The following is a 26,270-nucleotide window of genomic DNA, read 5'->3' as shown; positions in this document are numbered from 1 at the left end:
AACTTTGGGAAGGGTTCAGGCAGGTCCTAGTCTAAACCACTAGGAATCTGCGGACAGTTGATGCCGGTCTTTGAGATGTTTCACCAGCGCGTGCAACCCCAGACGGTAGCTGTCAGCGCCAAAGCCACAGATTTGCCCCACAGCCACTGCAGCGATATACGAGTGATGGCGAAAGGCTTCGCGCTGGTGAATGTTGCTGAGATGCACCTCGACGGTGGGAAGGCCAACGGCTGCGATCGCGTCTCGAAGGGCCACGCTAGTGTGGGTGTAAGCCCCAGGATTAATCAAAATGCCGTCTTTTTGCCCAAAGGCCGCCTGGATGCAGTCCACAAGCGCCCCTTCGCTATTGGATTGAAAGCAATCCAGTGAAACGCCCAGGGCTGTCGCTTCAGACTCTAAGGACGCTTCGATGGTAGCTAGGGTTTGCCGACCATAGATCTCGGGTTCTCGCAAGCCCAGCATGTTGAGATTTGGGCCATGAACAACTTGAACCCTTAGCAATGATCGTTGCCCTTTAGTATTAGCATTTACGCTAGCAACACCAGGTGCTTGCTTATTCTCTACACAAGCACAGCGAGCTAAGTATCAAGTGCTGCACTCAAGAACAATATCAAGCGACAGCATCGCTAGACTCTAGTTAAAATCTTTCAAGAGCACCCCTAACGGCGGGGTTCTTCTACCGGAATAGGAATCAAGTCAGGTTCTGCCTGATGCTCAGGGCCAAATAGAGCTTCAATGACTCTATCAACCCAATCGCTCAGTTTTTCGAGAGCCTTTTCGATGTAATCCATTAGGGCAAACTCCTTACTGGCACATGCCACCCTGGTTGCTCTTACCTAAAACCAGCTCTAGGCCAGATGGGGGCTGCATTCATCCATAATTACATAATAGCCATTTGAAGCAAATGATCAACCTAACAGTTACAGCAGGTTGCGTCGTAGAGCATCGAGGGCAGAGAGGGCGCTGAGCTGGCGTACCCAGTCGCGCCCCCGGTAGCCAGTAAACTCGTGTTTATACGTCAACACATTGCCCTCGGGAGTAGCCAGGCCAATATAAACCAAGCCTACAGGTTTAGTCTCGCTGCCCCCGTCTGGTCCGGCAATGCCAGTAATGCTCAAGGCCCAATCGGTGTGCAGCAGCGCCTTGGCACCTAAAGCCATCTGCTCCGCCACGATCGCACTCACCGCTCCCTGCTCATCTAAAACAGCGGCATTCACCTTCAAAAGATTAACTTTAACCCGGTTGTCGTAGGCAATAACGCCGCCATAGAAGTAGGCAGAGCTGCCGGCAATGTCGGTCAAGAGCTGCCCTAAGCCACCGCCCGTACAAGACTCGGCCACGGCTACGGTTTGCTGCCGCAACCGCAGTAGTTGGCCAACCACCGAGGCCAGAGTATCGTCATCGGCACCGTAGCAGTCGGCGCCGACTAGCGCCCGAATGCCAGCTTCGACCGGCTCAATTTTGGCCAGGGCCGCAGCGGTGGAGTCGGCCCGCGCGCTAATGCGCAGCTTGGCTTCGCCTTTGCTGGCGTAGGGGGCGACCGTCGGGTTGCCTTGGCTGAGGTAAGCCGCGACCCGCTCCGCCAGAGCCGATTCACTAATGCCCCAAAACCGCAGCATGCGGCTGACAATGGTGGTCGTCACCCAGCCCTGGGTGCGCAGATAGGGCACGGCAGTTTCTTTCCACATCGCCTGCATTTCTCGCGGCACGCCGGGAAAGGTCATTAGGGTGAGGCCAGGTCGGGGTGACCAGATAATGCCCGGGGCAGTGCCTTGGGGGTTGGGGAGCACCATCGCCCCCTCGGGCAGCAGCGCCTGTTTGCGGTTGCTGAGGGGCATAGTTCGGCCCCGGGCGGTAAATTTGGCCTCAATATCTGCCAGCAGGTCAGGGTGCTCAATGAGGGGGGCACCAAACAGGTCAGCCAACGTCTCTATGGTGAGGTCATCGGGGGTAGGGCCCAGACCGCCAGTAAACAGTAGAAGCTGGGATTCTGTACCCGAAGGCTTCGCAAACCGCTCGGCCGCAGTAGTCACTGCCTGCTGAATGCGGGCCGGGTTGTCGCCCACAACGGTTTGGTAGTAGTGGGCAATGCCTAGAGTGGCCAGCTCTTTAGCCAGAAACTGGGCGTTGCCATTGAGAATGTCCCCCAGCAGCAGCTCAGTACCCACGCAGATAATTTCTGCACTTTTGGTGCCAGAGGGCAAGTCTGTCTCGGAGGGCTGAAACGCTGAGCTTGGGGTCATAGAACGTCCTGGGGGCGAAATGGGCCGGAGATGGGATGGCCGAGGCGCAATAGTGTCATTATGGCCATTGCAGGGAAGCCAGGAAAAGCCCATTTGGCTGATTGGCAAAGTCCCTAAAATTATGTCGCGCATTGGTTGTTTAGGGGAGGCTACCCGATGGCAGGTTGGAGCGAGGGGGATAGACCCGCCGGGGGCGATGGTTCAAAACCCGCCCTAGGGGGCGATCGCAAACCAGGTTGGGCCACCGGGCTGCTAGCCCTAGTGTTAGGGGGCCTACTCTACCGCACTATCGTGGCGCTCTGGCTGTTTCCAGGGTTTGACGAAGCCTACTACTATCTTTACAGCCGCTATCTGAGCCTGAGCTATTTCGACCATCCACCTATGGTGGCCCTCACGACCGGGATAGGCTGGTGGCTCACAGGAGTCATTTCACCTTTCACCATTCGCCTGGGGGCGCTGGTGCTCTACTGCCTCAGCTTGGGGCTGCTGTACTTAGCGGCAACGCGGCTGTTTTCGGCGGCAGTGGGGCAGATGACCCTGGCTATTGCCACGCTGATACCGCTGTTTACCATCGGCTTTGGCATTCTCACCTCCCCCGACAACGGGCTGATTTTGTTTTGGAGCGCTACGCTGCTAGTCGCCGCCTGGGAATTTTTTCCCTACAGCAATCAACTGGGAGACTCCAAAGCAATCAAACCGATCTATGTGCCCACCTGGCGCATTGTGCTGCTGGGGCTGACGGTGGCTCTAGCGGGATTAAGTAAGTATCACGGCTTTGTGCTGGGCGTCAGTCTAGTTGGGTTTTGTGCCACCTATCGGCCCTACCGCGCGGCGCTGCGATCGCCCTGGACGCTGCTTGCTTTAGGCGTCTTCGTTCTCACCCTCTTCCCCCTGTGGTACTGGAATAGTCAGAACGACTGGATCTCCTTTCGCTTTCAGCTGGGCATGCGGTTTGACGGGGGCACTGAAAGCAGCGGGTTTAGTTTAGGGCAAATGGTGGGCTACTGGTTACTGTCAATTGTTTACCTGTTTCCGCTGTTTGGCTTTCCGCTGTGGTGGGTGGCGGCGCGACGGGGTGCCAAGCAGGCACTGTTCTGGCGTTTTTCCAACATAGACGACGGCGAAGTCCAAGAGCACTACAAACAGGGGCTAGTGCTGTGGCTATCGCTGCCAATCATGCTGCTATTTACCCTGTTGGGGGGCAAGCAGCAGATTTTGCCCGCCTGGCCCGCCCCCGGTTACTGGGGCATCGTCATTTTGCTGGCCGCTCAGGCATTGGTTTGGCAACGCGATCGCCCCCGCCTCATTCGCCGCTGGCTGTGGGGTTCGGGGCTGTTTTTAGGCTCGCTTTCCATGGTGGCACTGCTGCACCTAAAGCTCGGCGTTTTACAAAAACCGAGCACCTACGCCCTGTTTGGTGGACTCGTGCCCGTCGAGCAGGATGGCTCTACAGAACTGATCGACACTAGCCAGCTCAAGCGGCGGTTTGCCAATATCCCCGAAATTCGAGCGGCCCTAGATGAAGTGGGGTTTGTCTTTACCAACGAATACTACCTAGGGGGCTACTTTGCCATGGCTATTCACCCCCTAGTCGATTTGCCGGTGACAGCCTTTAGCCAAGACGCGCGCGGATTTGCCTACTGGTTTAACCCCCAGGACTGGGTTGGTCAAGATGGACTCTATATGACGTTGAACCGCTTTGCCCAAGACGACGAGATTGTAGCGGGCTATCGGCCCCTCTTCGACAGTATTGAGCCGCTAGGCACGGTGCCGCTCATGCGCGGCGGCGAAGTGACCGAAACTATTCACGTCTATCGCGCCAGCAATTTGCGGCAGGCCTACCAATACCCCTACGGCCCCTCAGCGAGTGCGCTGCCGCAGCCGCCAGCCGGTGTAGCTGAGTAGCGCTGTAGCGGCTAGGGCGTAGACCAAGCCGCTGGGCATGCCCGCAAACGCCAGGGCTAAACTGCCCGCCCACAGCGTCAGCACGTAGATGAAGAGCACCGTAACCCGGTGAGACAACCCCGCCTGAAGCAGCCGGTGGTGCAGATGGCGCTTGTCGGCCACGAAGGGGGATTTGCCCGCTCGCAGGCGATCGAGGATCACGGCCGACATATCGAGAATCGGCACTGCCAGAATTAGGTACGGCAGCAGTACAGCAGCGGTAGTCACCGTTTTGACCAAGCCGATAACGCCAACTCCGGCCAGGGTAAAGCCCATAAAGTAGGCGCCCCCATCTCCCATGAAAATTTTGGCTGGGTTGAAGTTGTAGCGCAAAAAGCCTAGGGCTCCGCCGGCTAGAGCAGCAGCAATCAGCGCCGCCGCTGGCTGATTCATGTAAAGACTCACCACCAGCATAACGACTGCGGCGATGCCGGATACCCCTGCGGCCAGGCCATCGAGGCCGTCGATCCAGTTGATGGCATTGGCCATGCCCACTAGCCACAGAATGGTTACTGGCAAGCTAATGAAGTCGGGTAGCTGGGTGAGCCCGTAGAAGGGAATAGTGAGAAAGTCGATGCTCACGCCCACGTACCAAGCCATAGTGGCGACCACCGCCTGCATAAACAGGCGACTGAGGGGCGATAGGCCAAACAGGTCGTCGGTGAGACCAATTAGAAAAAAGGCCAGCCCGCCAAGGGTAACCCCCCAGATCTGAAACTCTTGAGGTGGAGCTAAATGGGCTCCGGCAGCATCAATAAAGCCGCCCATGGACCATACGACCAGCAGGGCTAGCAGCGTACCAACAAAAATTGACACTCCGCCCAACCGCACCATGGGCTTGTCGTGTACCTTGCGTTCGCCGGGCTGATCGACTCGTCCACTTTTAAGGCCGATGCGGCGCACGATTGGTGTCGTGCCCAGCACCACCGCGGCGGAGATACCAAAGGCCAACACGTGATACAGATAAAACGGCATCTCACTCCCCTCTATGGTTGGAGAAACTCTCTCCTGGCTAGCCACCTCCCTAGCCCAGGCCTAACCCCAGCAAACTAGTTCTTTGGCCATCGCTAATTACCTCGGGTAGCCCTAGGGACTGCCCTGACCAAGGCCGACCAGACCAAAGATTTTGGCCCGAAACAGTCCATAGGATAGGCCGAGTCTTGTCAAATAAGCAAAAACTCCATGCAATTATGACAGATCATTAAGGGGTAACCCTAACTTTCTGCGGTTTTGCATGGAGTTAACGCCTAACTACGGGGTCAAAGGCTTGCCCGAGAGGGTATTACACCCTTACACCAGGGCCGGAACTAGCCCGCCCAGGTGGGCATAGAGGGGGAAGCGATCGCATAAGGCCGCCACCCGACGCTTGCAGTGCTCAGCGATCGCCGCATCCTCGGGGCTGAGCAGGCGATCGGCGATGATGTTAGCGATCTCGGTGAACTCAGTCTCGCCCATGCCGCGGGTGGTCATGGCCGGAGAGCCCAAGCGCAAGCCGCTGGTGACAAAGGGCGACTCGGGGTCGTAGGGCACGGTGTTTTTGTTGGCCGTGATGTTGACCTCACTCACCAGCTGGTCAGCCCGCTTGCCGGTCATGCCAATGGAGCGCAGATCGACTAGCACCAGGTGGTTGTCGGTACCGTCAGACACCACCTTGATGCCTCGCTGCTGGAGCTGAGCAGCCATGCGCTGAGCATTGGCGATCACCTGAGCCGCATAGGCACGAAACTCAGGCTTGAGGGCTTCGCCAAAGGCTACGGCCTTAGCAGCAATCACGTGCTCCAGGGGGCCACCCTGGCTGCCGGGGAACACCGCCTTGTCAAACTTTTTACCCAGTTCGGCATCGCGGGTCAGAATCAGGCCGCCGCGAGGGCCGCGCAGGGTTTTGTGGGTGGTAGTGGTCACCACGTCACAGTGGGGCAGGGGGTTGGGGTGATAACCAGCAGCCACCAGACCGGCGATGTGGGCAATGTCGGCCATCAGGTAGGCACCGACTTCGTCTGCGATCGCGCGAAACTTCTCAAAATCGATGACGCGGGGGTACGCCGAATAGCCGCAGATGATCAGCTTGGGCCGGTGCTCCAACGCCAGCGCGCGAATTTGGTCGAAATCAAGCTGTTCACTCTCGCGGCTGACGCCGTACTGAACGACTTTAAACCACTTGCCCGACACATTCACAGGCGAACCGTGGGTGAGGTGCCCGCCGTGGGAGAGGTCCATGCCCAAAATGGTGTCGCCGGGCTGGAGGAGGGCGAGAAACACGGCAAAGTTGGCCTGGGCTCCAGAGTGGGGCTGCACGTTGGCGTGGGCGGCACCGAAGAGTTCTTTGGCGCGATCGATCGCCAGCTGCTCAGCCTCATCGACAAAGGCGCAGCCGCCGTAGTAGCGCTTGCCGGGCAGCCCCTCGGCATACTTGTTGGTCAATACCGACCCCTGGGCCGCTAGCACCGCAGACGAGGTAAAGTTCTCGCTGGCGATTAGCTCTAGGTGGTCGCGCTGGCGCTGCAGCTCGCGTTGAATAATGCTGGCCAGCAGCGGATCGGACTCTTGCAGAAAATCAAAGTTAGTTTGAGGCACGGGCAAGGCTCCCAACAATCGACAGAACTAGACAGACAAAGGGGACCGTTAACGGGTAGCCGATAGAGCGCCTTCCCCCACGGTGCTGCTTGCTGCCCTGCAATTCCCTCAGAAATCGCTTCGCGAGGCGCAGCCCATGGTGGAGCGAAGAGAACCCACAGCGGGGGCTTGGCATCAAGCAGTTTAATACGCAGTCTATTATCTTATCTGGATGGCCTTCAAATGGGTAGTCAGCCCTGAAGATACTGGGAACGGAGAGCACGCATTGGAATTTGCGGGCAAATGTTACGGATTGCAACATATAATCTTTAGGAACGGCAGAGGCAGAGTTGCTTCGGAGAATGGGCCGATTTCAACTGTTTTGCCAAAGTTGGGTGCAGTTGTGAGAGGCTAGGTTAAGCAGAATTGCCTGTAGTCGGTTTGAGATTTATATTCTCCAGGTTTGGGTCATTAATGCTGCAACTGACGGATTCTCCCCCCATCCAATCGCTATCCTCCGTTGAGGATGCCTACGAGGTGTGCCGACGCGTCACGGCGAAGTATTCCAAGACGTTTTACACCGGCACCATGTTGATGGCTCCCGCCAAGCGGCGTGCCATCTGGGCTATTTACGTCTGGTGCCGCCGCACCGATGAACTCGTGGACGGGCCCCAGGCGCAGTTCACCAGCGAGAAGACGTTGGATCGGTGGGAGTCGCAGCTAGAGTCAATCTTTGCCGGCTGCCCAGTGGATGACGAAGACGTCGCCCTGGTGGATACCCTGGAGCAGTTTCCCCTTGATATCCAGCCTTTTCGCGACATGATCGCGGGCCAGCGGATGGATTTGCACCGCAATCGCTACGACACCTTCGAAGACCTAGAGCTGTACTGCTATCGTGTGGCCGGCACCGTAGGGCTGATGTCGACTACCGTGATGGGCGTGGATACCCAACTGCAAACCGCCCCCTGGAGCCAGCAACAGCAGCTCGACCCCACTCCCCAGGCGATCGCCCTGGGCATTGCCAACCAGCTCACCAACATTCTGCGTGACGTAGGCGAGGACGCCCGCCGAGGCCGCATTTACCTACCTCTGAAAGATTTAGCTGCCTTTGACTACACCGAGGCTGACCTGGTCGCTGGTGTTGTGGACGATCGCTGGCGGGCCCTCATGGCCTTTCAGATCGATCGCGCCCGTCGGTTTTATGCCGAAGCAGAGAGCGGCATTGGGCTGCTGAGTGAAGACGCCCGCTGGCCGGTGTGGTGTGCCCTGGCCCTCTACCGCCAAATCTTGGACGTGATTGAAAAAAATGGCTACGACGTGTTTAGCCAGCGTGCCTACGTGCCCTCTCTGCGCAAGTTACTCACCCTGCCTAGTACCCTGTTAAAAGCTCGGGTGCTTTAGATTAGGGGCGTTTAGCCAGTCAACAAGCACCAAATTTAACGGCCCTTGCCGCAGACCGAGGTCGAGGTTGTTAAGATATGTGTAGGGATAATTCTCTCTTTGCACTGTCTTGGCCCCAAATTTCTATGACGACTGCCGCTGCATCTTCTGCCCAAGCACCCCATGCGATCGCTTGGAAAATTAAGCTGCTCTATGATGGCGACTGTCCCCTATGCTTGCGGGAAGTCAATTTTCTGCGTAAGCAAGACAACGGGCGTGGCCTGATCGCCTTTACCGACATTGCGGCTGATGACTACCGCCCTGAGGACAACGGCGGCGTCGATTTTGCCACGGCCATGGGCCGCATCCATGCCGTCAAGGCCGATGGCACCGTGATCCAAAACGTGGACGTGTTTCGCCAGGTATATGACGTTCTAGGCATTGGCTGGATTTACGCGCCTACTCGCTGGCCCTTGCTTGGCCCGCTGGTCGATTGGGTCTACGGTCTATGGGCCAACTGGCGCCTAGCGGTTACTGGCAGGCCCAGCCTCAAAACGATTTTAGCTGAGCGTGAAGCCCGCCTGGCTCAAGGTTGCAGCAGCCCAGCAAGCGACCCTAGTTCTGAGTCGGGTTCTGATCGCTGCCGCCTTTAGAGCAGTGCTCATCCTAGCCTCCCAAGCAAAAGCAGGCAGGTATCAAAAAGGCTGAGTTCCCTTTCGAGAGAACTCAGCCTTCTAGCTTCAGGAGTGCTGCTTAAAGAGTGGCGTTAGAGGTCAGGCTCTGAGCCGCTATCTTCTGGCTCATCGAGGGCGCTACCGTTGCCGTTGTAGAGGGCGTCGAGCTGCTCACGGGCATCTTTAACCGAGATAGACCGCATCACTAGCAGCGGCTCGCGGATCACCTGTCCGTCTTGATCAAGCAGTTCAGGATGGGGCATAGGCCGATCGCCTGAAGCGTTCTGCTGGCCGCTATAAGTTCTAGGTGACTGGGGATTGCGGGCGTTGCCGCCGAGCAGAATCAAGTTTCTGACCAGGTTTGCGATCGCCATAATCGCCAGAACCGCAAACGCAATAATGTAAACCACGTGCCACATAGCTGCTGTCCTCTGGCGAACCTTTGCCTGTACTGACTTTAACGCGTTTCAGGTCTGCGTGCTTCGCCAGATCGAAAACTCAAATGTCAGCACCTTTTAACCTTTAGTTTAACCAAAATAAGTCTTCCTCAGCCGCGGGAGCTGACGGGTTGAGAGGTTGCCACCCCGGCTGCCAGAGGACTCGATTTTTGAGTTGTTTGGCATTGACCCACAGCCTCACCGTGGGGTCACAGGAGGCCACCAGCTCTGCAAACACCCACTGGCCATCCTGCTTGCGGTTAGTCACCTGAAAATGTCGCCAGCCTTCGGTCTTTTGACAGGCCGTCCATTTTGAGCCGAGCAGGTGGGGATACTTTTGCTTGCGGGGCATTGAGGGAGTGGGGGAAGGAGGTGGTGGGGGAGTTGTGAGTGCTTAGTTTTGAGTTTTGAGTTTGAGCTGTGTTGGAAGAATTCAAAACTTTTACCGCTCTTCTATCGTATACCGCTGGCTGCGAGGCGTTTTTTGATGCTGCCCATGTGCACGGCCCGGCTGCTGATTTGAGCCTGCTTTTCGCTCAGCAGCACATACACGCGACCGGAGAGAAGCTGGCGCACCAAGGAACGGCGGTAGACCAGAATGCCCTCTAGGTTGGCCTCACTATCTTCGGTATAGCCCATTTCAATCAGGGCGGCATCTAGCTCCCGCTTGAAGGTTTTGCGGCTGTTGATCGGCAGGGTCAACGTAGTGCTGCGATTGACGAAAGCACCCAGGAGACCGCCCACAGTGCCAAATAGGGTGCCATATAGGTTAGGCAGGCCAGTGTCTAAGCCGATGCCGAGGGACTTGACCGCCAGCAGGGCTGTAACCAGAGCAGTGCCAGAAAAGTAATACAGAAATGTAAGGCCGAAACCAGGGCCGGAGGGCAGAGTGGGCTCGTCAGACATAGGGGAAAAATCTCTTGAATCCGGGCACTGGTGTTATCTTTTCATCAATCTTGGCCCTTGGGAATGGGGGAAGATTGATAGGCTGATAGAGATTTTCCAAACCTTGGCTATGCTCGACCTGCTTCAGCTCACTGGCAAACAGCGGCAGTTTATCGACCTGTTGCAGCGGCAGCAAACGGTGGCGAGTCTGCGATCGCTCTGTGCCCAAGCCGGGTTTGACTTCAACTTTATCAATGGCTTTTTGCTCAGCGGTGCTCTCAATGGCTATGTGCAGTGGCAAGAGCATACCCAGCAGACCTGGGCGCTGACGGCTAAGGGAGAAGATTTAGCCGGCGTGCTGCCGGGGTTCCCGCTAGCGGATAGGCTGTTGCAGGGTCAGCGCGATCGCGCTCTGCTCCAGGCTGAGCTTGGCCCTGCCTTTAGCCTCAACTACGGTGCCCTGCGGCGCGAGCAGGCCGTCGATTTGCTCGACGGCGACGGGGAAGGGACTGTGGCCGTGCTGAAGTCGTCGGTGCTGGGGGCCTACCAGCAGCGGCAGGGGGTATTTGAGGCGATCGCGGCGGGCCAGGTTTTAGGTGCCAGTGCGTCGTCCTCTCTGGAGTGGCTCCAGCAGCAGGGCTACATTGTCAGTCGAGTCGAGACAGACTATAGCCTCACCGTGCTCCCGGCCCTGCAAACCCTGGATCTGGGGGATGTGGTAACGACTTTGACCAGTGAGCTAATTTTGTCGGGCCAGTGGCGGCAGGCTGACCTCAAGCCCTACGACATTCACGCCGAGGTGCCCAACGTTGCCTACGGACGGCCTACTATTCTCACCCAGTGCATTCAGCGCATTCGCGACATCTTTTTGAACATGGGCTTTGACGAGATGTCGGGCTATATGGTGGAGTCGGCCTTTTGGAACTTTGACGCTCTCTTCACCCCCCAAGACCACCCAGCCCGCGAAGTGCAGGACACGTTTTACCTAGCCAACCCCCAGACCCTGCCCCTGCCCGACGACCCAGCCCTAGTGCAGCGCGTCAAACAGGTGCACGAAGCCAACTACGGCGGCCAGTGGACCGAAGACGAAGCCAGTCGCGCCATTCTGCGGGCCCACACCACGACCTCTACCGCCCGCCGCCTGCATCAGCTTCAGGGCAAAGACGGCAAATACTTCTCCATCGATCGCGTCTTCCGCAACGAAACCGTCGATCGCACCCACCTAGCCGAGTTCCACCAGATCGAAGGCGTAGTGGTGGGCGAATTGCTCAGCGTGCGCACCTTGATGGGCTACCTGACCTATTTCTACGAGCGCTTGGGCTTTAAGGATCTCAAGTTTAAGCCCACCTATAACCCCTATACGGAGCCGTCGCTGGAGGTGTTTGCCTACCATCCCCTGAGCGATCGCTACATCGAAGTGGGCAACTCGGGCCTGTTTCGTCAAGAAATGCTGGAGCCTCTGGGCTGCGGCGAAAAAGCCACCGTCGCCTGGGGGCTGGGTCTAGAGCGCATTGCCATGCTGCTCTACGGCGTAGAAAAGCTTTCCGACCTGATTGGCCCCGATATTCGATTCTGACCCTGGCCGGTGACGCTACCTCAAAACCGTCCCTAGGCGGAAGCCATGGGGAGAGCCGATCAGGTATGAAAGGCAGGAGTAGCGTAAAGGCACGATCTTGGCCATTCCCCACATCCGTTTTCGCCAGCGGCTAACCCTTGCGATCGCCCTACCCGTTGTCCTACCGCTGCTGCTGTCGGGGATCTCCATCTGGCAAATCACTCGATTGTTGTCTGCCCTAGAGTCGGTAGACCGCACAGGGCAGGTGATTGCGCAGGCCAACTCAGCTCAAAAGCTGGTGCTGGATATGGAGACTGGCTTTCGCGGCTACCTGCTGACCGGAGAGCCTGAGTTTTTGGAACCCTACGAGCAAGCCGATGCGCTGATTGAACCTAGCTTGGAGGAGTTGAAAACTCTGGTTGCAGACAATCCAAGTCAGGCCCAACGCATTGTTGAGCTGACGGCCGCATTTCAGCAGTGGGAACAACAGGTTTTACCGGCCATTGCCCGCAGGCAACGGGGCGAACTGGAATCTTTGAGCGACCTTAGAGGCCGAAAACAGCTTGTGGATCAGATGCGACAGCAGATCGCGACTTTTGTGGCCACAGAGGAGCAACTACGAGATCAGCGTAGCCAGAGGGCTCAAGCCGCGACTCAATCGGTAATTGTGACCAGTGGGCTTTTGGCCATCGGCATCGGGGTTGTTCTGGCCTATTTTATCTATCGCCAAATTTTACAGGTATCGCGGGTTTATGAAGGGGCCTTGCAAACCGCCCAAGCCCGCACCCAGGAATCCGAACAATCGGCTATTTCACTCCAGCGCAGCGCCCAGCGACTGGCAGCTCTGCATGACATCGACCGAGCGATTTTGGCCACGGAGCTGGACAAACCTCTGATTGACAATGCCCTCATTCAAATGGGTCAAGTTGTTCCCTACCAAGAAGCGCTGGTGGCCGTATTCGATTTAGAAGCTGAAACCGCGCAAGTACTAGCCGGAATTAGGCAGACTGGGGACCTGACGATGCCTGTGGGCACCCGTTTAGCCATGGCTGACTTTGCCCCAGAACAGAGCCTGCTGCACGGGGTTCGCTACATTCAAAACCTGCCCACCGCCGATTCTTGTCCACCTGTACTGGTGCGATTGCGATCGCACGGCTTTTTGAGCTGTCTGTGTGTGCCCCTACTGGTAAACAACACCCTAGTCGGAGAACTCAACCTGTCATCGGTGGAACCTGCGGCCTTTAATGAAGAAGCCCAGGAAATTGTCATTGAGGTAGCCAATCAGCTGGCGATCGCGCTGCAACAGTCTCGCCTGCGCTGGCGGCTTCAGGCTACCAATCAACAGCTCCAGCACGAACTCCAGGAGCGATTGCAGGCCGAGACGGAGCTACGCGAGCAGGAGCAGTTGTTTCGCTCTACGTTTAACCAAGCCGCCGTTGGCATTGCCCATGTCAACTCAGACGGTCGCTGGCTGCGGGTCAATCAAAAGCTATGTCAGATTGTTGGCTATACCCGTGATGAATTGCTGCAACGCACGTTTCAAGACATCACCTATGCAGAGGACTTGGATATTGATGTTGCTTACTTTCACCAGATGTTGGCCGACGAGATTCAAACCTACTCCATGGAGAAACGCTATATCCGCAAAGACCATTCCCTGGTCTGGATTAACTTGACGGTATCTCTAGTGCGAAAACCCACCAGAGAGCCCGATTACTTCATTGCTGTTGTAGAAGACATCAGCGATCGCAAGCAGGCCGAAGACGCCCTCCAACAACTAAATGACACCCTAGAGCAGCGCGTTAGAGAACGTACCGCCCAACTGGCCGAAACCAACCAGGAACTAGAGGCCTTTACCTATTCGGTCTCCCATGATCTGCGGGCACCGCTGCGCACTATGCAGGGTTTTGCCCAAGCGCTGTTAGAAGACTGTGGCGACCAGATCGAAGATTTTTGCAAAAGCTACGTTGACTCCATCATTGACGATGCGGTGCAGATGAATGGGCTGATCAGTGACTTGCTAGACTACAGTCGCCTAACGCGTACGCAAATCAATCTACAGCCCACCAATTTAAATGAAGTCGTAGAGGAAGCTTTGAAGCAGTCAACGGCTCAAATGGAGGAAAAGCAGGCTCAGATTAACGTTGCGGCGGCCTTGCCCTCAGTTATGGCCCATCGTTCAACCCTGATTCAAGCCGTCATTAACCTAGTCGGCAACGCGATCAAGTTTGTGGCACCCACTACCCAACCCCAGATAGATATTTTTGCCGAAGAAACGTATCAAGATGATGTCCGCTGGATACGGTTGTGGATTGTAGACAACGGTATCGGCATTGGCCCTGAACACCAGGAGCGCATATTCCGCGTCTTTGAACGCCTGCACGGTGCCGAAAGCTACCCTGGTACAGGCATTGGGTTAGCCATTGTGCGCAAAGGGCTAGAGCGGATGGGTGGACAAGCCGGAGTGGAATCGCAACTGGGTCATGGGAGCCGGTTTTGGATTGCACTGCCCGGTGTTGTTCTCGCTCTGAACGAAGAAACCCATGACCTCACCCCTCCGCATTCTTCTGATCGATGACAACCGCAGCGATCGCGCCCTGGTTCTACGGGAATTGCAGCGGGAATTTGATGCGCTAGATGTTCAAGAAATCACCAGTTCTGGGGAATTAAATCGGGCGATCGCGATCGGTGACTTTGCTGCTGTGATCACTGACTTCCAGTTGCGCTGGACGACCGGGCTAGACATTTTAGAAATGGTGAAACAGCGGTATCCCAACTGCCCAGTGGTGATGTTTACCAACACGGGCACCGAGGAAGTCGCCGTCGAAGCCATGAAGCTAGGCCTCGATGACTACATCATCAAAGAGCCAAATCGCTACATTCGTGTACCCATCGCCGTGCGGATTGCCCTAGAGCGACGGGAAAGGCAGCAACAGGCAGCTCTAGTAGAAATTCGCTTGCAGCGGTTGCTAAATCAGGTCAAGATCGGCATTTTTAGGTTTGATGCAGACGGCACATTGATTGAAGCAAACCGCGCTTTTCTAGAGCTACTGGGCGCACAGTCTCCGGCTCAAGTCAATGCCGCAGACTGGCTCGATATGCGCGACTGCTACAGGCAGCTAATGGATGAATCGTCACCCCAGCAGCAAGAGCGAGAGGTGAACCTGCAAAAAAGCGATGGTACCCAGTTTTGGGCGCTGTTGACCACCACCCTAAACACCGTTGAAGGGATTACTGTTGTCGATGGGCTGCTCGAAGACATTACCAGCCGCAAACAAGCCGAAGTGGCCCTTCAGGAACTCAATGCCACCTTAGAAACCCGAGTGCAGGAACGCACTGCCGAGCTGGAAGCGGTGAATCAAGATCTTGAGGAGTTTACATATTCTATTTCCCACGATCTACAGGCTCCCCTGCGAGCCATTCAGGGGTTTGCTCAAATTTTGCGAGAAGACCTGAGTGAAACGCTGGACGCCAATTCTTTAGAAATTTTGCAGCGCATTGGGGCCAATGCCCAACACCTAAATACTTTAATTACTGACCTCTTAACCTATAGCCATTTAAGGCGCGCTGAGATCCAGCTAGAGCCGGTCACCATCTCGTCTGTGTTAGCCGAAGTCGTGACCCAGCTCAAATCAAACATTCAGCACCAGCAGGCTCACGTTTCTATTGACGAACCGTTACCCATTGTTCAGGCCAATCGCCTCATTCTCATGCAGGTCGTGATCAACCTACTCTCGAACGCGATTAAATTTGTCGCCGATGGTGTGCAGCCCCAGGTGCGAGTATGGGCTGAAGAGCGGGCCGGGGAACCCTCTACCGTGCGACTATACGTAGAAGACAATGGGATAGGTATTGAACTAGATCGACAGCAGGAAATTTTTAGCCCCTTTACCCGTCTGCACGGTGAGGCCGAATATCCAGGTACTGGGGTTGGCCTAGCAATTGTTCGCAAGGGAGTGGAGCGTATGGGAGGGCAGGTGGGGGTTGAATCTCAGCCGGGGCAAGGGAGCCGGTTTTGGGTGGAGTTGCCGAGCGCCAAAGGTGTCGCGAGATGAACACGGAACACACCATACTCCTGGTCGAGGATAATCCAAAGGATGTTTTTCTGGTGCAGCGGGCTGCTCGCAAGGCTGGAATCATCACGCCGCTACAGGTGGTGAGTGACGGCGATGCCGCCGTAGGTTACCTCTCTGGAGACGCCCCCTACGGCGATCGCGCAGCTTACCCGCTACCTGTGCTCGTACTGCTCGATCTCAAACTGCCGCGCCGGTCGGGGGCAGAGGTGCTGTCGTGGATTCGGCAACATCCCCATTTTCGCCGCTTACCTGTGGTTGTGCTGACGTCATCCAGGGAGTTTGCTGATATCAATCACATCTATGATTTAGGGGCCAATGCCTACATTGTCAAACCGGCAGATTTTGATCAGCTGGTCGATATTCTCACAACCCTAAATTTGCACTGGATTACCTATAACGAAAAGCCCCAGCTCGATATGGATATGGACCAGCTCGGCGGCTCAGGTTCATTGGCCTAATTCCGATGCAAAAAACTGGCGATCGCATCCATTACGTCTTTAGCGCGATCGGTCTGGCCTAGTGCTGTTGAAATCCTGCGGCGATCGCTTCTGCTTACAAGCCGCGCCGCCAAAACTCATTCTAGGCAGCAGATTCTGTGGTTACATCACCAGATACGTTGTCTAAGGAATCCACCGAGTCCAAGGAACCCACCGGATCTAAGGAACTCACTGGCACCTCTAACTCTAGGGTCAGCTGCTCGGTGGGTTCAGAATCAGGGCTGGCTTCTGAGGTGGCTTCAGCTTCACTTTCCTCAGGGGGCACTTCGGTGTCACGATCGAGCCAGGGAGAGTCAAAGTGGTGCCAGGGCAGCACGGGCTCGTTGGGCAAACTCTCGGTGAGCACGGTAATGTTGCTCACATCTGGATCTGGCAACGCTACGCGCCGCTCTAGAGTCGTTTCTTGCTGTCCATCACTCATACTGGTTTCCCGCTAAATGCGGTCAAAAACGTTAGAGCCAGAGCTTCTAGCCAGAGTCTCTAGACTGGCGCTAGATTAACCCAGAAGATGACCCGGTAGCCACGTAAATTACCAGGATATGTACCAGCATGATAACAGTTGTGCTCCAGATGGTGTAGGCCGCATATTTAAGGCTTTGCGAAGTATCTTCAAGCCGCTGCTTGTTGGCATTGTAGGTTTCAGACAGGTTTACCAGCATTTGTAGCTGGTAATCTTGCTCAGGCAAGGCCAGATAGGTTTCTAAAAATTTACGATCTTCTAGATTGGGAGTAACGGCTACCTGGCGGGGCAAAAACGCACCCATCAGCAGCGAGAAGCTAGCCAAAAACCCAATGATTTCGGCGATGCTAAACACGCTGCCGCTCACCAGCAGCCGCGAAATGCTGAGGCTAGTGAGCAGCGCCCCGTTGGCCACAAACAAAATATTGAGCTTGGTGGTCAAGATTTGGCTTTGCTCATTTTGCTCGCGCAGCACCATACGCACGTCTTGGGCTGCCAGAGCTAGCGTCGCTGGAGGAATAGTCAATGGCTCTGGGGCGGGCTCATCGACGGGCAAACTGAGCTGCACCTCATCGAGTGGGGCATCGACTAGGGGCAGCGCATCGGCAGGGGCAGGGGTAGAAACGGCATTGACCATGGCAGCAGCCACTCAGACGACCCTCTTGAGGTGAACAGATGATTGGGAACCCAGTCAGGTTCCAAAAACGCGTTTTTATAAATTTGACCGGCAGCCGTGCTCGACTCTGTAGCGGCTATCCTGCATCTATGGTAGTCAGAATTCTCTCTGCTGAACGAGGTTTGAACGCCAAATCTGCCGCTATATCAAGGTTTGATAGTGGGTAACGTGCAGACTGGCCGATTTATTCCAGGTGTAGTTGGGTAGCACCGCCTGACTATGCTGGACGAGCTGATCAGCCGCCTTGGAGTCGAGCACCGCAAGCATAGCTGCGGCAATAGCCGAGGGCGAGTCAGGATTGACTAATAGAGCCTGCTTTGAGCTGAGAAATTCGGTAAAGGGGGGCTGGTCAGCGGTAATAACGGGTAAGCCTGAGGCGATCGCCTCTAACACCACCAACCCCCAGCCTTCTTTAGTCGAGGGAAAGCAAAACACATTGGCGGTGCGATACAGAGCAGGCAGCTCATCATCAGCAATTACTCCCGGCAAAATTACTGACTTACCGATCAGTGGCCCGTGCTGCTGCGCCAGGCTTTCGGCTAGCGCGAGAAATCCTTGCCGGTAGGGTTCGTAGTCAAACAGGGTAGCTCCACCGGCAATAACTAACTGAGCCTGGGGATAGGTAGTCAGCACTTGGGCAAAAGCCTCTAACAAGCGCAGAGAATTCTTACGCGGTTCAATGCCGCCCACCGTGAGATAAATGGGGGAGCCCGTGAGACGGTAGCGAGCTTTAAGGGCGTCTTCTTGGCCTGAGAGGGTTGAGGAGAATCGTCGTAAGTCGACGCCATTGAGCACTCTGGGGGATTCGATGCCGTACTCGTTGCGGAGGGCTTGGTGCCAGCGATCGCTCACGCACAGGCAGAGGTCTGGGTCGCGAATTGACTTATCTTGGCACTGCTGGAGATAAATGCTGGGGTAGTCTTCGATGTGGTGAACGGTACGCACCACGTTGGGCACTCGGCCTTGCTGCCGCAGCTGCACCAAAGCGTTGGCCCCAATACAGTCCTGGGCGTGGTAGATGTCGTGACAGGCTTCGGGATGGGCTATAAAGTAATCGACAAATTCTTGAATGCGCTGACGAATCAGCGCGTCAGTGGCCTGGTCAGGAGACAGGCTAGCCGGGGGTGACGCGGCAGGTACTAGCTGGACTTTGGCTGGCACCGCTCGCTCAAAGCCTTGACCATCTTTATCAAGGGCGTAAACGCAAACTTGATGCCCTAACTCTGTTAATGCTGTCGCCAACTCTAAGGTATGCACAACACTACCCCTTAGCTTGGTGGAGTAGGTAAGTAGAGCAACACTGAGGGGAGAAACCATCAAAGGACTAACCAGCCAAAGATCTGAGCAACCGTGAGCGATAGCTCAACTCCTTCAATCACAGGCAGCAGCGCCTCTCCTTCAAAGAACTGCACCCGTTGGTCGGGCCAAACAATCAGAACGGTCTCATCGGCTGGATCAATTAGCCAACCTAGCTCAGTGCCATGCTGAGCACAGTGGAGTAGGTTGCTCAGTACTCGGGATTGCCTCTGCTCGGGCGATAGGATTTCAATAGACCAATCGGGATGAATGGGGAAACGATTTAGGATACGACCAGACGCTTGGCGAGGAATTCTTTGCCAGCGAACAACTGCGATGTCTGGAACGATCGATGCTCCTCCAAATGAGCAGCGTAATTCTGGGAATGCATAAGCTGTTTGAGCTGTCTCAGTCACCGCATTAATGGCGGTGCTGAGTTTACCTTGCAATCGGCTATGCTCTCCCTGGGGCATGGGTTTTTGAATGATTTTGCCATTGATAAACTCTGAGGCGGGCTTGGTTTCAGGGAGTTCTAGAAACTCATCGAGGGTAAGTAATTGTGTGGCAATAGTCATAGGCAGCGCCCTCGCAACGGTAAGAACCAGCGATACTCTCTGTTATAAATTATGCAGATCGTGAGTCATAGTTTTTTCTGAGCTGTTCACCCCGGCTAAATCCAGTAAGAGATTCGGTAGCGAAGTTCCAAAAGCAGAGGGCAGCATTGCCAAGCCGAAGGGTGAGGGTTTGCCCATCAGTAATTCTGCCCACGGGTTCACACACCAGCCCTCGGCTGTGGAACTGGGGCTGTATTTGCGCTACAGCTTCGGGACGGACGCTGAGCAGGTAGCCGTAGCTGGGGAAGCTGAGCAGCCAGGGCAGCAAGTCTACTTGAGGGGGTGGGGCGATCGCCCCTAAATCCAGCACCGCCCCACAGTTTGATGTCTCCAGCAGCATCAGTGTGGTGCCCACAATGCCGCCCATGCTGATGTCTTTGCCGGTGTCGCAGAGGCTCGATTCGGCCAGGGTAGGCAGTAGATTTAGGTTGGCTTGTAGGCGATCGCGCTCACAATCTGTCGCCGCATTCCAAAACGGGTACTGGGGGTGCATGTGCCCCTGCATATCGGTAATGTGGAGCAGCACATCCCCCGGTTGAGCGCTGAAGCTGGTGATCAGGCGCTGGGCCCTGCCTAGAATGGCGACTGATAGAGCCGCGTAGGGGCTATGGCAGCTGGTATGCCCACCCACAATCGGCACGTTGAAGGCTTGAGATGCTGCCACCATGCCCTGCCATAGGGGATCCACTGATGCGGCGGATGGGCTCCAGATGGTATCGACTACGGCGATCGGGCGGCCCCCCATGGCGTAGATGTCGCTGACGTTGACCATTACGGCGCACCACCCGGCAAACCAGGGATCAGTCTCCACCAGGGTAGGCCACATGCCCTCCGCGGCTAGCAGCAGGTAGCCCTCGCCGTCGGGGATGGCGGCGCAGTCATCTCCTAGCAGAATGGGTTGCTGGGTGGTGGAACGCACGTAGGTGCCCAGGCGATCCGCCGCTGTTTGAATGTCTTGTTTGTGGAGGATGCCGAGCGATCGCCGCAGTTCGGCAGCCAGTTCAGATAGCTTTAGCTCGTCTGACATAAATGATTGAGGGGTGCTTGGAGAGGTTACCTGGTGATGCATGGAATGTATGGCTAGCGAAGGCGAGTGGTGAGAGAGCCAGATCTACTGCTGGGGCCATTTCGCTGGCCCAGGCCCCTGTCTCGAAGGGCGTTCTGCCGCCCTTCACCCCATGGAAAGGATTGGCTGCTCATCGGTTTAAACCTATGTTTTGCGAGCTGATGGGCGGCGATCTAGACCCCGAGGTAGCAACCATTCTCGCCTCACCCCTTCATCACCCCATAGCTCTATCGCCCCTTCACCCATCCACCCCCTACCCATCCACCCCTCACCCCCTACACATCCACTCCTCAAGACACTTGCAGCAGCCCCGCCAACCCAGGCCGCACCTCGTCACCGGGGGGATAGTGGGCCAGATCGGCTTCCATCAGGTGGTGGTTGCGATCGCACAGCACCATCTCCTCCAGCGAGTCCCAGTGGAGGCGCTGAAAGAAGCGGACGTTTTGCTCTTGCACGGTGGCAAGGAAGCGATCGCAGCCCCAGGTATTGGCCGTCGTCACCGCTTTGTGAATCAGTCCTTTGCCGATGCGCCCTACCCGGCGATAGTTGGGATGAACCCCCAGGCGTCCGCCGTACCAGAGCCGGGGCGATTTTTCGTAAATGCGCACCACGCCTACGACGCGGTTTTCTGGGAGGGCTTCGTGGTCAATGGCGACGATGGGGTAGGCGACGCCATCCAAGCTGTCGGCGTCATCGTGGTCAAATAGCCCCTGTTCTTCGCAGAAAATGGCCTGACGCAGGGCAAAATAGCCTTCTAGATCGTAGGGCGACGTCGCTAGTTCAAAGCTATAGCGATGGAGAGCCATAGTCATTAACCCTCAAAGGTAGACAGAGCCGAACAAGCGCCGCATTTAGCGCAGCCTGCCTTCATATCTGCCGAGGCCATGCCCGACTGCTTCAGCAGCGCCCCCACCCGTTGGTAGAGCGTGAACATGAACTCGCTGCTGGGGGCAGGATGGTGGGCCAGCGGCGTTTCACCAATGGGCACAAAGGGCACTACGAAGGGGTACACGCCAAGCTGGATGAGGCGATCGCTCGCTTCCACCAGGGTTTCTAAGCTGTCGCCCAGGCCCGCCAGCAGGTAGGTACTCACCTGGCCCCAACCAAACACGTTCACCGCGGCTGCAAAGGCCGCAAAGTAGACGGTGAGGGGAACCTCTGCCTTGCCGGGCATAATTCTGGCTCGCACGTTAGGATCCACCGCTTCAAGGTGCATGCCCAGGCTGTCGACGCCTGCCGCCTTCATGCGCTCAAACCAAATAAAATCATCGGGCGGTTCGCACTGGGCCTGAATGGGCAGGTTGGGTACCCGCTGGCGAATGGCGGTGGCACATTCGGTTAGGTAGGCAGCCCCGCGATCGCTCGTATTCGGCGTTCCCGTCGTCATGATCATGTTGGTGACCCCGTCTAGCCGCACGGCGGCTTCGGCTACCTCCGCCAGCTGTTGCGGCGTTTTGCGGGCAATGGTGCGACCCGCGTCTAGGGACTTTTCGATGGCGCAGAATTGGCAGGCCGTAGCCGGGTCGCGATAGCGCATGCAGGTCTGCTGCACCGTGGTAGCCAACACATCGCGCCCGTGGAGGAGGGCGATCTTCGAGTAGGGAATACCATCGGCGGTGGTCAGACCGTAGAATCTGGGGGCATTGGGCACGTCGATGGGGGTGATGGCTTCTCCCGAGGCCTCTATATGCAAGGGGCTGGCGGCGGTAGCTCTGAGGGTGTAGGGAGAGTGGGCGGCGCTATCGTTGTAGACCGGCACCATGACGGTAGTACCGTCGATGGTGATGGCGCGGTGGTCAGAGGGGCCTGCCCCGCCTCGCCGCCCCGCTGCTCCAGGGGCAGATTCCACCAGCCGCAGCCCGTGGGTTTGTAACTCTGTAATCAACCGCTGCTTGTTCATGGCCTGATATTCAATACCCGATAAAAACCTGCGTCAATCACTGCCGCTAACGACTGGCTAGCGAGCATACACATACCTATTGAGCTACGAAAACTTTGACCTAGGCGGTTGGCAGACCAAGGCTGTTGGGGGGTAGACCAACGGCTGCTTCATCTGCCAATGCTGGGGCAGTCGGCGAGGCTCCGTTCACGCTGGAGGAAACCTGTGCCGCTTGCGCAGTCGTTTCTATCACCGACCAGGGTTCGGCATTCAACCGCAGGCGCAGCAGGTCGGGGCGGGCGTAGTGGCCCACCGAGTCCATCATGCGCTTGCGCTTGGTAATTAGGGAGAAGTCGAGATCGGCGATCGCCAACCCCTCCCCCTCAGTAATCGGCTCCGTCAGAGGTACCCCCTCAGGGCTAATGATGGCGGTGTAGCATCCCCCCGACAGCACGCGGTGCATCCCCTCATCAGCGGTAATTTGCTGCTTTTGCTCTGGCGTGAGCCAGCCGGTGGCATTGACCACAAAGCAGCCTGACTCCAAGGCGTGGTGGCGCATGGTGACCTCCATTTGGTCACCAAAAATCTGCCCCACCATCGACCCCGGAAACTGACCGCAGTGGATCTGCTCATGCTGGGTCATCAGCGCATAGCGGGCGAGGGGATTGTAGTGCTCCCAGCAGGCCAGTGCTCCGACACGCCCCACCGCCGTTTCTACCACCCGCAGCCCGGCCCCATCCCCCTGGCCCCAGACCATGCGTTCATGGTAAGTGGGGGTGATTTTGCGCCGCTTCAGTACCAGGGTGCCGTCAGCGTCAAAGATCAGCTGGGTGTTGTAGATCGAACCGGCCTCCCGCTCGTTCACCCCCAGTACCACCACCATGCCGTAGGATCGCGCCGCCCGGCCCACCGCATCGGTCACCGGCCCCGGCACTACCACGGCCTCTTCGTACAGCCGCATGTGCTCTTTACCAATGAGCACCGGCGGCTGCACAAATGAGAAGTAGGGGTAGTAGGGGATAAAGGTTTCTGGAAAGACAATTAGCTTCACCCCGGCCTGGGCAGCCTGGGCGATCGTTTCCAGCACCTTCTCGGTGGTGCCGTCGCAGCTAAACAGCACAGGGCTGATCTGCGCGGCGGCGGCTCGAATAGTTTTGGTGTAATCCATGGGCGGTGGGGGAGGAGGGGTGTGGTGGGCAGTGCCCACCCTACGCAGGCTGACGAGTCTCTACATGGTCCAGGTGTCGAGAATGAAGGCTCCTTCTTTGCGGTGCATGAGCACGAGGTCGAGCACATCGAGGGGGTTGATGGGGCGGATGCCGGGGATCAGAGAAGGCTCACCGTGGCCGTAGAGGGCCTGGAGGGCAAAGCGGCAGGCGTAGACCTTACCGCCCAGTTCCATCACCTTGACGAGTTGGTTGTTCATGGCCAGGTGACCGGGAAAGGCTTCATCGTTGAGCTTGGGAAAACCCCGCTGCACCCCGAGAGTGACCCCAGGGCCGTAGAGCAGTACCGAGGTATCAAAGCCCTTGCGAATTAGGCGCGTGGCCTGGAGCAGGTTCACCAAGCCGATGGATCCTTCAAAGGCTACCGTGTGGAAGGTGATCAGGGCTTTTTCGCCGGGTTCGGCCTGCACATCGGGAAATACTTTCTCTTCGTAATCAACCAAAAAATCCCCAGCCTGGTGGGCTGGCAAAGTTACTTCAGGCATAGATTCAGTTCCTTGCAAAGTTGCTGGCAGCGCGGCATGTCTGGCTGCATGTCTCAGCACCTTACGGGCGATCGCTTGAAGCTCCCGTATCAGCAACTACAAACTTTGGTGGTCTGACCTAATCAACAGGGGCACGGATAGAAATCGCTAGTTCGGGGTTCCAGTCACAGGAATACCCCTATCACTTTCGATAGGTAGGCGGGTCAAATTTACGCTAAACGAGGGCAGAGCAGGGCGATCGCACCTACCCTCCCTGCCACTAGCGCTAGATCAAGACTTTTGGTAGCTGGGGTTACAAGCATCCCCTGAGCAACGGCCTAGGGTACGAAAAAGAACGACCATCCCACACCACTTGCAGAACCTAAGGTATGACTATGCACTACGGCGTAATTGTGATTGGCGGCGGCCAGGCCGGGCTGTCGATTAGCTACTGCCTCAGTCGCCTAGGCATTGACCACATCATTTTTGAACAGCACCAGGTCGCCCACTCCTGGCGCACTAAGCGGTGGGATTCGTTTTGCCTGGTCACGCCCAACTGGCAGTGCCAGCTGCCTGGATTCCCCTACCCCGGCGACGACCCAGAGGGGTTTATGGGTCGCGATGCGATCGTGGAGTATATCGAGCGCTACGCCAACCACTTTGACCTACCGCTCAAAACCGGAGTCAAGGTAGAACGGGTGCGCCAGCCCGAGAGCGGCGGCTTTGAGGTGGTAACCAACCAGGGCATCTTTACCGCCAGTCAAGTGGTGGTGGCCACGGGCGGCTACCACACCCCAAAAATTCCCCGTTTGGCCGAGCGGCTGGCTCCCGACCTTGTGCAACTGCACTCGGCAGAATATCGCAACCCTGAGTCTTTGCCGGAGGGAGCGGTACTGGTAGTGGGCACTGGGCAGTCGGGCTGTCAAATTGCCGAAGACCTGCACCTGGCGGGCCGGAAAGTGCATCTATGCGTAGGGAGTGCGCCGCGATCGCCCCGCCGCTACCGAGGCAAAGACGTGGTGGAATGGCTCGACCAAATGGGCTACTACGACCTAGCCATTGACGACCACCCGCAAAAAGAGACCGTGCGCCACAAGACCAACCATTACGTCACCGGACGCGGCGGCGGGCGCGAAATTGATCTGCGCCACTTTGCCTTGCAGGGCATGGGGCTGCATGGGCGGCTTACAGATATTCAGGGCACCCAGCTCACCTTCAGCGACGACCTGAAGGAAAATCTCGACAAAGCCGATGCCGTGGCCGAAAGCATCAAGCGCACCATCGACACCTACCTTGAGAAGAACGGCATTGACGCGCCCATAGACCCGCCCTATCAGCCGGTGTGGGAACCGGAGATTGTTGATACCCAAATCGACTATCGGGAAGCCAACATCACCTCGGTGATTTGGTGCATCGGCTACGGTCTCGACTTTCGCTGGATCGAGCTACCCGTGTTTAACGGTCAAGGCTATCCTGGCCACCGCCGAGGAGTTACTACCGTGCCGGGGCTATATTTCCTTGGCCTGCCGTGGCTCTACACTTGGGGCTCTGCCCGGTTCTCCGGCATTGCCCGCGATGCGGAGTATTTGGCGGAGCAGGTTGCCGCTCGAGCTGGGATCAGCCCGCTCCGCGCCCTGCAGACCGTCAATGAAGTGGCAATGGGTTCATAGAAAATCTCCGAGATAGTGCATTGCTGAGCGTTTAGCGTTCGTGGCAAGAATACTCTTTCCTCAGCCACACTTCAGCACTAGGCGTGCTGCGAGCTTCGTGCTTGAGGAGTTCGGTTTTCGAGCCACCGTTGCAGCGAGGTTTGGCTTTCTGCCGAAGGTTGCCCCAGCAAAATATTCTTCAAGCTAATGTCTTCATCAAGTTCTGGCCAGTGGATGCCTGCTTGACTACCGGTCAGTTGCCAGTTGTCACGTTCTGCCGAGGTGCCGTGGAGCAGTCGAGGATACCAGGCCAGCGGTACAGCGATAACACGCCCATCAGATAGATCAACCGTGAGCAGGTCGGCAGAGATAGAAACCTGCTGAATTTCAGGGATGTTGAGGATTTCAACCATTGAAGAAGTCATGCCAAGCCTCCAATAACTGCTGCTGATTGTCCTCGGTCAACGTTTGAAGGCGGTTTATCTCGTTAGACGAAAACCCCTTGTTGAACTGAAGCCTCACTGGAGTCAGCCAAAACTTGGCCTCACTACTGTCGCGCTCAATATGAACGTGGGCTGGCTCATCGCGATCGCCCGCATAACAGAAGAAGCGGTAGGGACCAACGCGAAGTAACGTGGGCATCGTGGCTATATACACTCCCAAACACTTCAATTGTATGCTTGCATCGCCTGAAGC

General features: G+C 56.6%; 27 protein-coding genes. 8 read left to right on the top strand and 19 right to left on the bottom strand.

What is annotated here, in order from left to right:
* Positions 1–39 precede the first annotated feature (39 nt).
* The 3 genes from aroQ to H6F75_RS19155 form a co-directional block, all read right to left on the bottom strand.
* A complete protein-coding gene (aroQ, locus tag H6F75_RS19160; protein ID WP_190754020.1) occupies positions 40–501 on the bottom strand; it encodes a type II 3-dehydroquinate dehydratase in 462 nt (153 codons plus the stop codon).
* A gap of 158 nt (positions 502–659) precedes the next feature.
* Positions 660–791 carry a hypothetical protein gene (locus H6F75_RS28565; protein WP_255524794.1) on the bottom strand — a complete coding sequence of 44 codons (132 nt, stop codon included), beginning with the start codon at positions 789–791 and terminating at the stop codon, positions 660–662.
* A gap of 129 nt (positions 792–920) precedes the next feature.
* Positions 921–2,243, bottom strand: coding sequence for a competence/damage-inducible protein A (locus H6F75_RS19155; protein ID WP_190754019.1), 1,323 nt, complete (start codon positions 2,241–2,243; stop codon positions 921–923).
* Positions 2,244–2,399: 156 nt separating this feature from the next.
* Between H6F75_RS19155 and H6F75_RS19150 the strand changes: the two genes are divergently transcribed.
* Entirely contained in the window at positions 2,400–4,148 is a 1,749-nt protein-coding gene (locus H6F75_RS19150) for a glycosyltransferase family 39 protein (RefSeq protein ID WP_190754018.1), read from the top strand.
* On the opposite strand, the gene H6F75_RS19145 is transcribed toward H6F75_RS19150, so the two are convergent.
* Together H6F75_RS19145 and glyA are read right to left on the bottom strand one after the other, a co-directional pair.
* Entirely contained in the window at positions 4,104–5,162 is a 1,059-nt protein-coding gene (locus H6F75_RS19145) for an MraY family glycosyltransferase (protein WP_190754017.1), read from the bottom strand. The two genes, H6F75_RS19150 and H6F75_RS19145, sit on opposite strands and share 45 nt — an antisense overlap.
* 315 nt (positions 5,163–5,477) lie before the next feature.
* Positions 5,478–6,761, bottom strand: coding sequence for a serine hydroxymethyltransferase (gene glyA / locus H6F75_RS19140; protein ID WP_190754016.1), 1,284 nt, complete (start codon positions 6,759–6,761; stop codon positions 5,478–5,480).
* 453 nt (positions 6,762–7,214) lie between these two features.
* Between glyA and crtB the strand changes: the two genes are divergently transcribed.
* Both crtB and H6F75_RS19130 read left to right on the top strand, forming a co-directional pair.
* Complete coding sequence (gene crtB / locus H6F75_RS19135) at positions 7,215–8,141, top strand: 15-cis-phytoene synthase CrtB (protein WP_190754015.1); 927 nt, start codon at positions 7,215–7,217, stop codon at positions 8,139–8,141.
* Positions 8,142–8,266: 125 nt separating this feature from the next.
* Positions 8,267–8,773 (top strand): DUF393 domain-containing protein, encoded by a 507-nt coding sequence (locus H6F75_RS19130; protein WP_190754014.1) that lies wholly within the window; start codon positions 8,267–8,269, stop codon positions 8,771–8,773.
* 113 nt (positions 8,774–8,886) lie between these two features.
* Here the strand turns inward: H6F75_RS19130 and H6F75_RS19125 are convergent, their stop codons facing one another.
* From H6F75_RS19125 to H6F75_RS19115, 3 genes are all read right to left on the bottom strand, one after another.
* On the bottom strand, positions 8,887–9,213 hold the full coding sequence (locus H6F75_RS19125) for a DUF2973 domain-containing protein (RefSeq protein WP_190754013.1): 327 nt from the start codon (positions 9,211–9,213) through the stop codon (positions 8,887–8,889).
* Between the two features lie 103 nt (positions 9,214–9,316).
* Complete coding sequence (locus H6F75_RS19120) at positions 9,317–9,583, bottom strand: TIGR02450 family Trp-rich protein (RefSeq protein ID WP_190754012.1); 267 nt, start codon at positions 9,581–9,583, stop codon at positions 9,317–9,319.
* Positions 9,584–9,684: 101 nt separating this feature from the next.
* A complete protein-coding gene (locus H6F75_RS19115) occupies positions 9,685–10,137 on the bottom strand; it encodes a hypothetical protein (protein ID WP_190754011.1) in 453 nt (150 codons plus the stop codon).
* A gap of 109 nt (positions 10,138–10,246) precedes the next feature.
* Between H6F75_RS19115 and H6F75_RS19110 the strand changes: the two genes are divergently transcribed.
* The 4 genes from H6F75_RS19110 to H6F75_RS19090 all read left to right on the top strand — a co-directional run bounded on the left by H6F75_RS19110 (position 10,247) and on the right by H6F75_RS19090 (position 16,205).
* Positions 10,247–11,692, top strand: coding sequence for a phenylalanine--tRNA ligase subunit alpha (locus H6F75_RS19110; RefSeq protein ID WP_190754010.1), 1,446 nt, complete (start codon positions 10,247–10,249; stop codon positions 11,690–11,692).
* A gap of 97 nt (positions 11,693–11,789) precedes the next feature.
* Positions 11,790–14,249 (top strand): CHASE3 domain-containing protein, encoded by a 2,460-nt coding sequence (locus tag H6F75_RS27810; protein WP_199304001.1) that lies wholly within the window; start codon positions 11,790–11,792, stop codon positions 14,247–14,249.
* Positions 14,215–15,726: an ATP-binding protein gene (locus H6F75_RS19095; protein ID WP_190754009.1), complete on the top strand. Its 1,512-nt coding sequence runs from the start codon at positions 14,215–14,217 to the stop codon at positions 15,724–15,726. Before H6F75_RS27810 ends, H6F75_RS19095 begins: the two co-directional genes overlap by 35 nt.
* Complete coding sequence (locus tag H6F75_RS19090; protein ID WP_190754008.1) at positions 15,723–16,205, top strand: response regulator; 483 nt, start codon at positions 15,723–15,725, stop codon at positions 16,203–16,205. Before H6F75_RS19095 ends, H6F75_RS19090 begins: the two co-directional genes overlap by 4 nt.
* A gap of 121 nt (positions 16,206–16,326) precedes the next feature.
* Here the strand turns inward: H6F75_RS19090 and H6F75_RS19085 are convergent, their stop codons facing one another.
* From H6F75_RS19085 to H6F75_RS19045, 9 genes are all read right to left on the bottom strand, one after another.
* A complete protein-coding gene (locus H6F75_RS19085) occupies positions 16,327–16,665 on the bottom strand; it encodes a hypothetical protein (protein ID WP_190754007.1) in 339 nt (112 codons plus the stop codon).
* 70 nt (positions 16,666–16,735) lie between these two features.
* A complete protein-coding gene (locus H6F75_RS19080) occupies positions 16,736–17,341 on the bottom strand; it encodes a hypothetical protein (protein WP_190754006.1) in 606 nt (201 codons plus the stop codon).
* A gap of 180 nt (positions 17,342–17,521) precedes the next feature.
* A complete protein-coding gene (locus tag H6F75_RS19075; protein WP_190754005.1) occupies positions 17,522–18,697 on the bottom strand; it encodes an MSMEG_0565 family glycosyltransferase in 1,176 nt (391 codons plus the stop codon).
* Complete coding sequence (locus tag H6F75_RS19070) at positions 18,697–19,251, bottom strand: Uma2 family endonuclease (RefSeq protein WP_190754004.1); 555 nt, start codon at positions 19,249–19,251, stop codon at positions 18,697–18,699. Before H6F75_RS19070 ends, H6F75_RS19075 begins: the two co-directional genes overlap by 1 nt.
* A 49-nt stretch (positions 19,252–19,300) precedes the next feature.
* Positions 19,301–20,317 (bottom strand): sll0787 family AIR synthase-like protein, encoded by a 1,017-nt coding sequence (locus H6F75_RS19065; protein ID WP_190754003.1) that lies wholly within the window; start codon positions 20,315–20,317, stop codon positions 19,301–19,303.
* 329 nt (positions 20,318–20,646) lie between these two features.
* Positions 20,647–21,162, bottom strand: coding sequence for an MSMEG_0567/Sll0786 family nitrogen starvation N-acetyltransferase (locus H6F75_RS19060; RefSeq protein WP_190754002.1), 516 nt, complete (start codon positions 21,160–21,162; stop codon positions 20,647–20,649).
* A 5-nt stretch (positions 21,163–21,167) separates the two neighbouring features.
* Complete coding sequence (locus tag H6F75_RS19055; protein ID WP_190754001.1) at positions 21,168–22,256, bottom strand: MSMEG_0568 family radical SAM protein; 1,089 nt, start codon at positions 22,254–22,256, stop codon at positions 21,168–21,170.
* A 100-nt stretch (positions 22,257–22,356) separates the two neighbouring features.
* Positions 22,357–23,403, bottom strand: a complete 1,047-nt coding sequence (locus tag H6F75_RS19050; protein WP_242020131.1) for a Nit6803 family nitrilase — start codon at positions 23,401–23,403, stop codon at positions 22,357–22,359.
* Positions 23,404–23,463: 60 nt separating this feature from the next.
* Entirely contained in the window at positions 23,464–23,946 is a 483-nt protein-coding gene (locus tag H6F75_RS19045; RefSeq protein ID WP_190754000.1) for an MSMEG_0572/Sll0783 family nitrogen starvation response protein, read from the bottom strand.
* A gap of 368 nt (positions 23,947–24,314) precedes the next feature.
* Between H6F75_RS19045 and H6F75_RS19040 the strand changes: the two genes are divergently transcribed.
* Positions 24,315–25,595: an MSMEG_0569 family flavin-dependent oxidoreductase gene (locus H6F75_RS19040; protein WP_190753999.1), complete on the top strand. Its 1,281-nt coding sequence runs from the start codon at positions 24,315–24,317 to the stop codon at positions 25,593–25,595.
* A gap of 77 nt (positions 25,596–25,672) precedes the next feature.
* Here the strand turns inward: H6F75_RS19040 and H6F75_RS19035 are convergent, their stop codons facing one another.
* Positions 25,673–25,999: a DUF2442 domain-containing protein gene (locus H6F75_RS19035; RefSeq protein ID WP_190753998.1), complete on the bottom strand. Its 327-nt coding sequence runs from the start codon at positions 25,997–25,999 to the stop codon at positions 25,673–25,675.
* A complete protein-coding gene (locus H6F75_RS19030; protein WP_190753997.1) occupies positions 25,980–26,216 on the bottom strand; it encodes a DUF4160 domain-containing protein in 237 nt (78 codons plus the stop codon). The genes H6F75_RS19035 and H6F75_RS19030 overlap by 20 nt, the downstream gene beginning before the upstream one ends.
* Positions 26,217–26,270: the final 54 nt, after the last annotated feature.

The organism is Nodosilinea sp. FACHB-131 (assembly GCF_014695395.1).
Classification (GTDB): domain Bacteria; phylum Cyanobacteriota; class Cyanobacteriia; order Phormidesmidales; family Phormidesmidaceae; genus Nodosilinea.
This window is presented reverse-complemented; position numbering and strand designations above follow the sequence as displayed.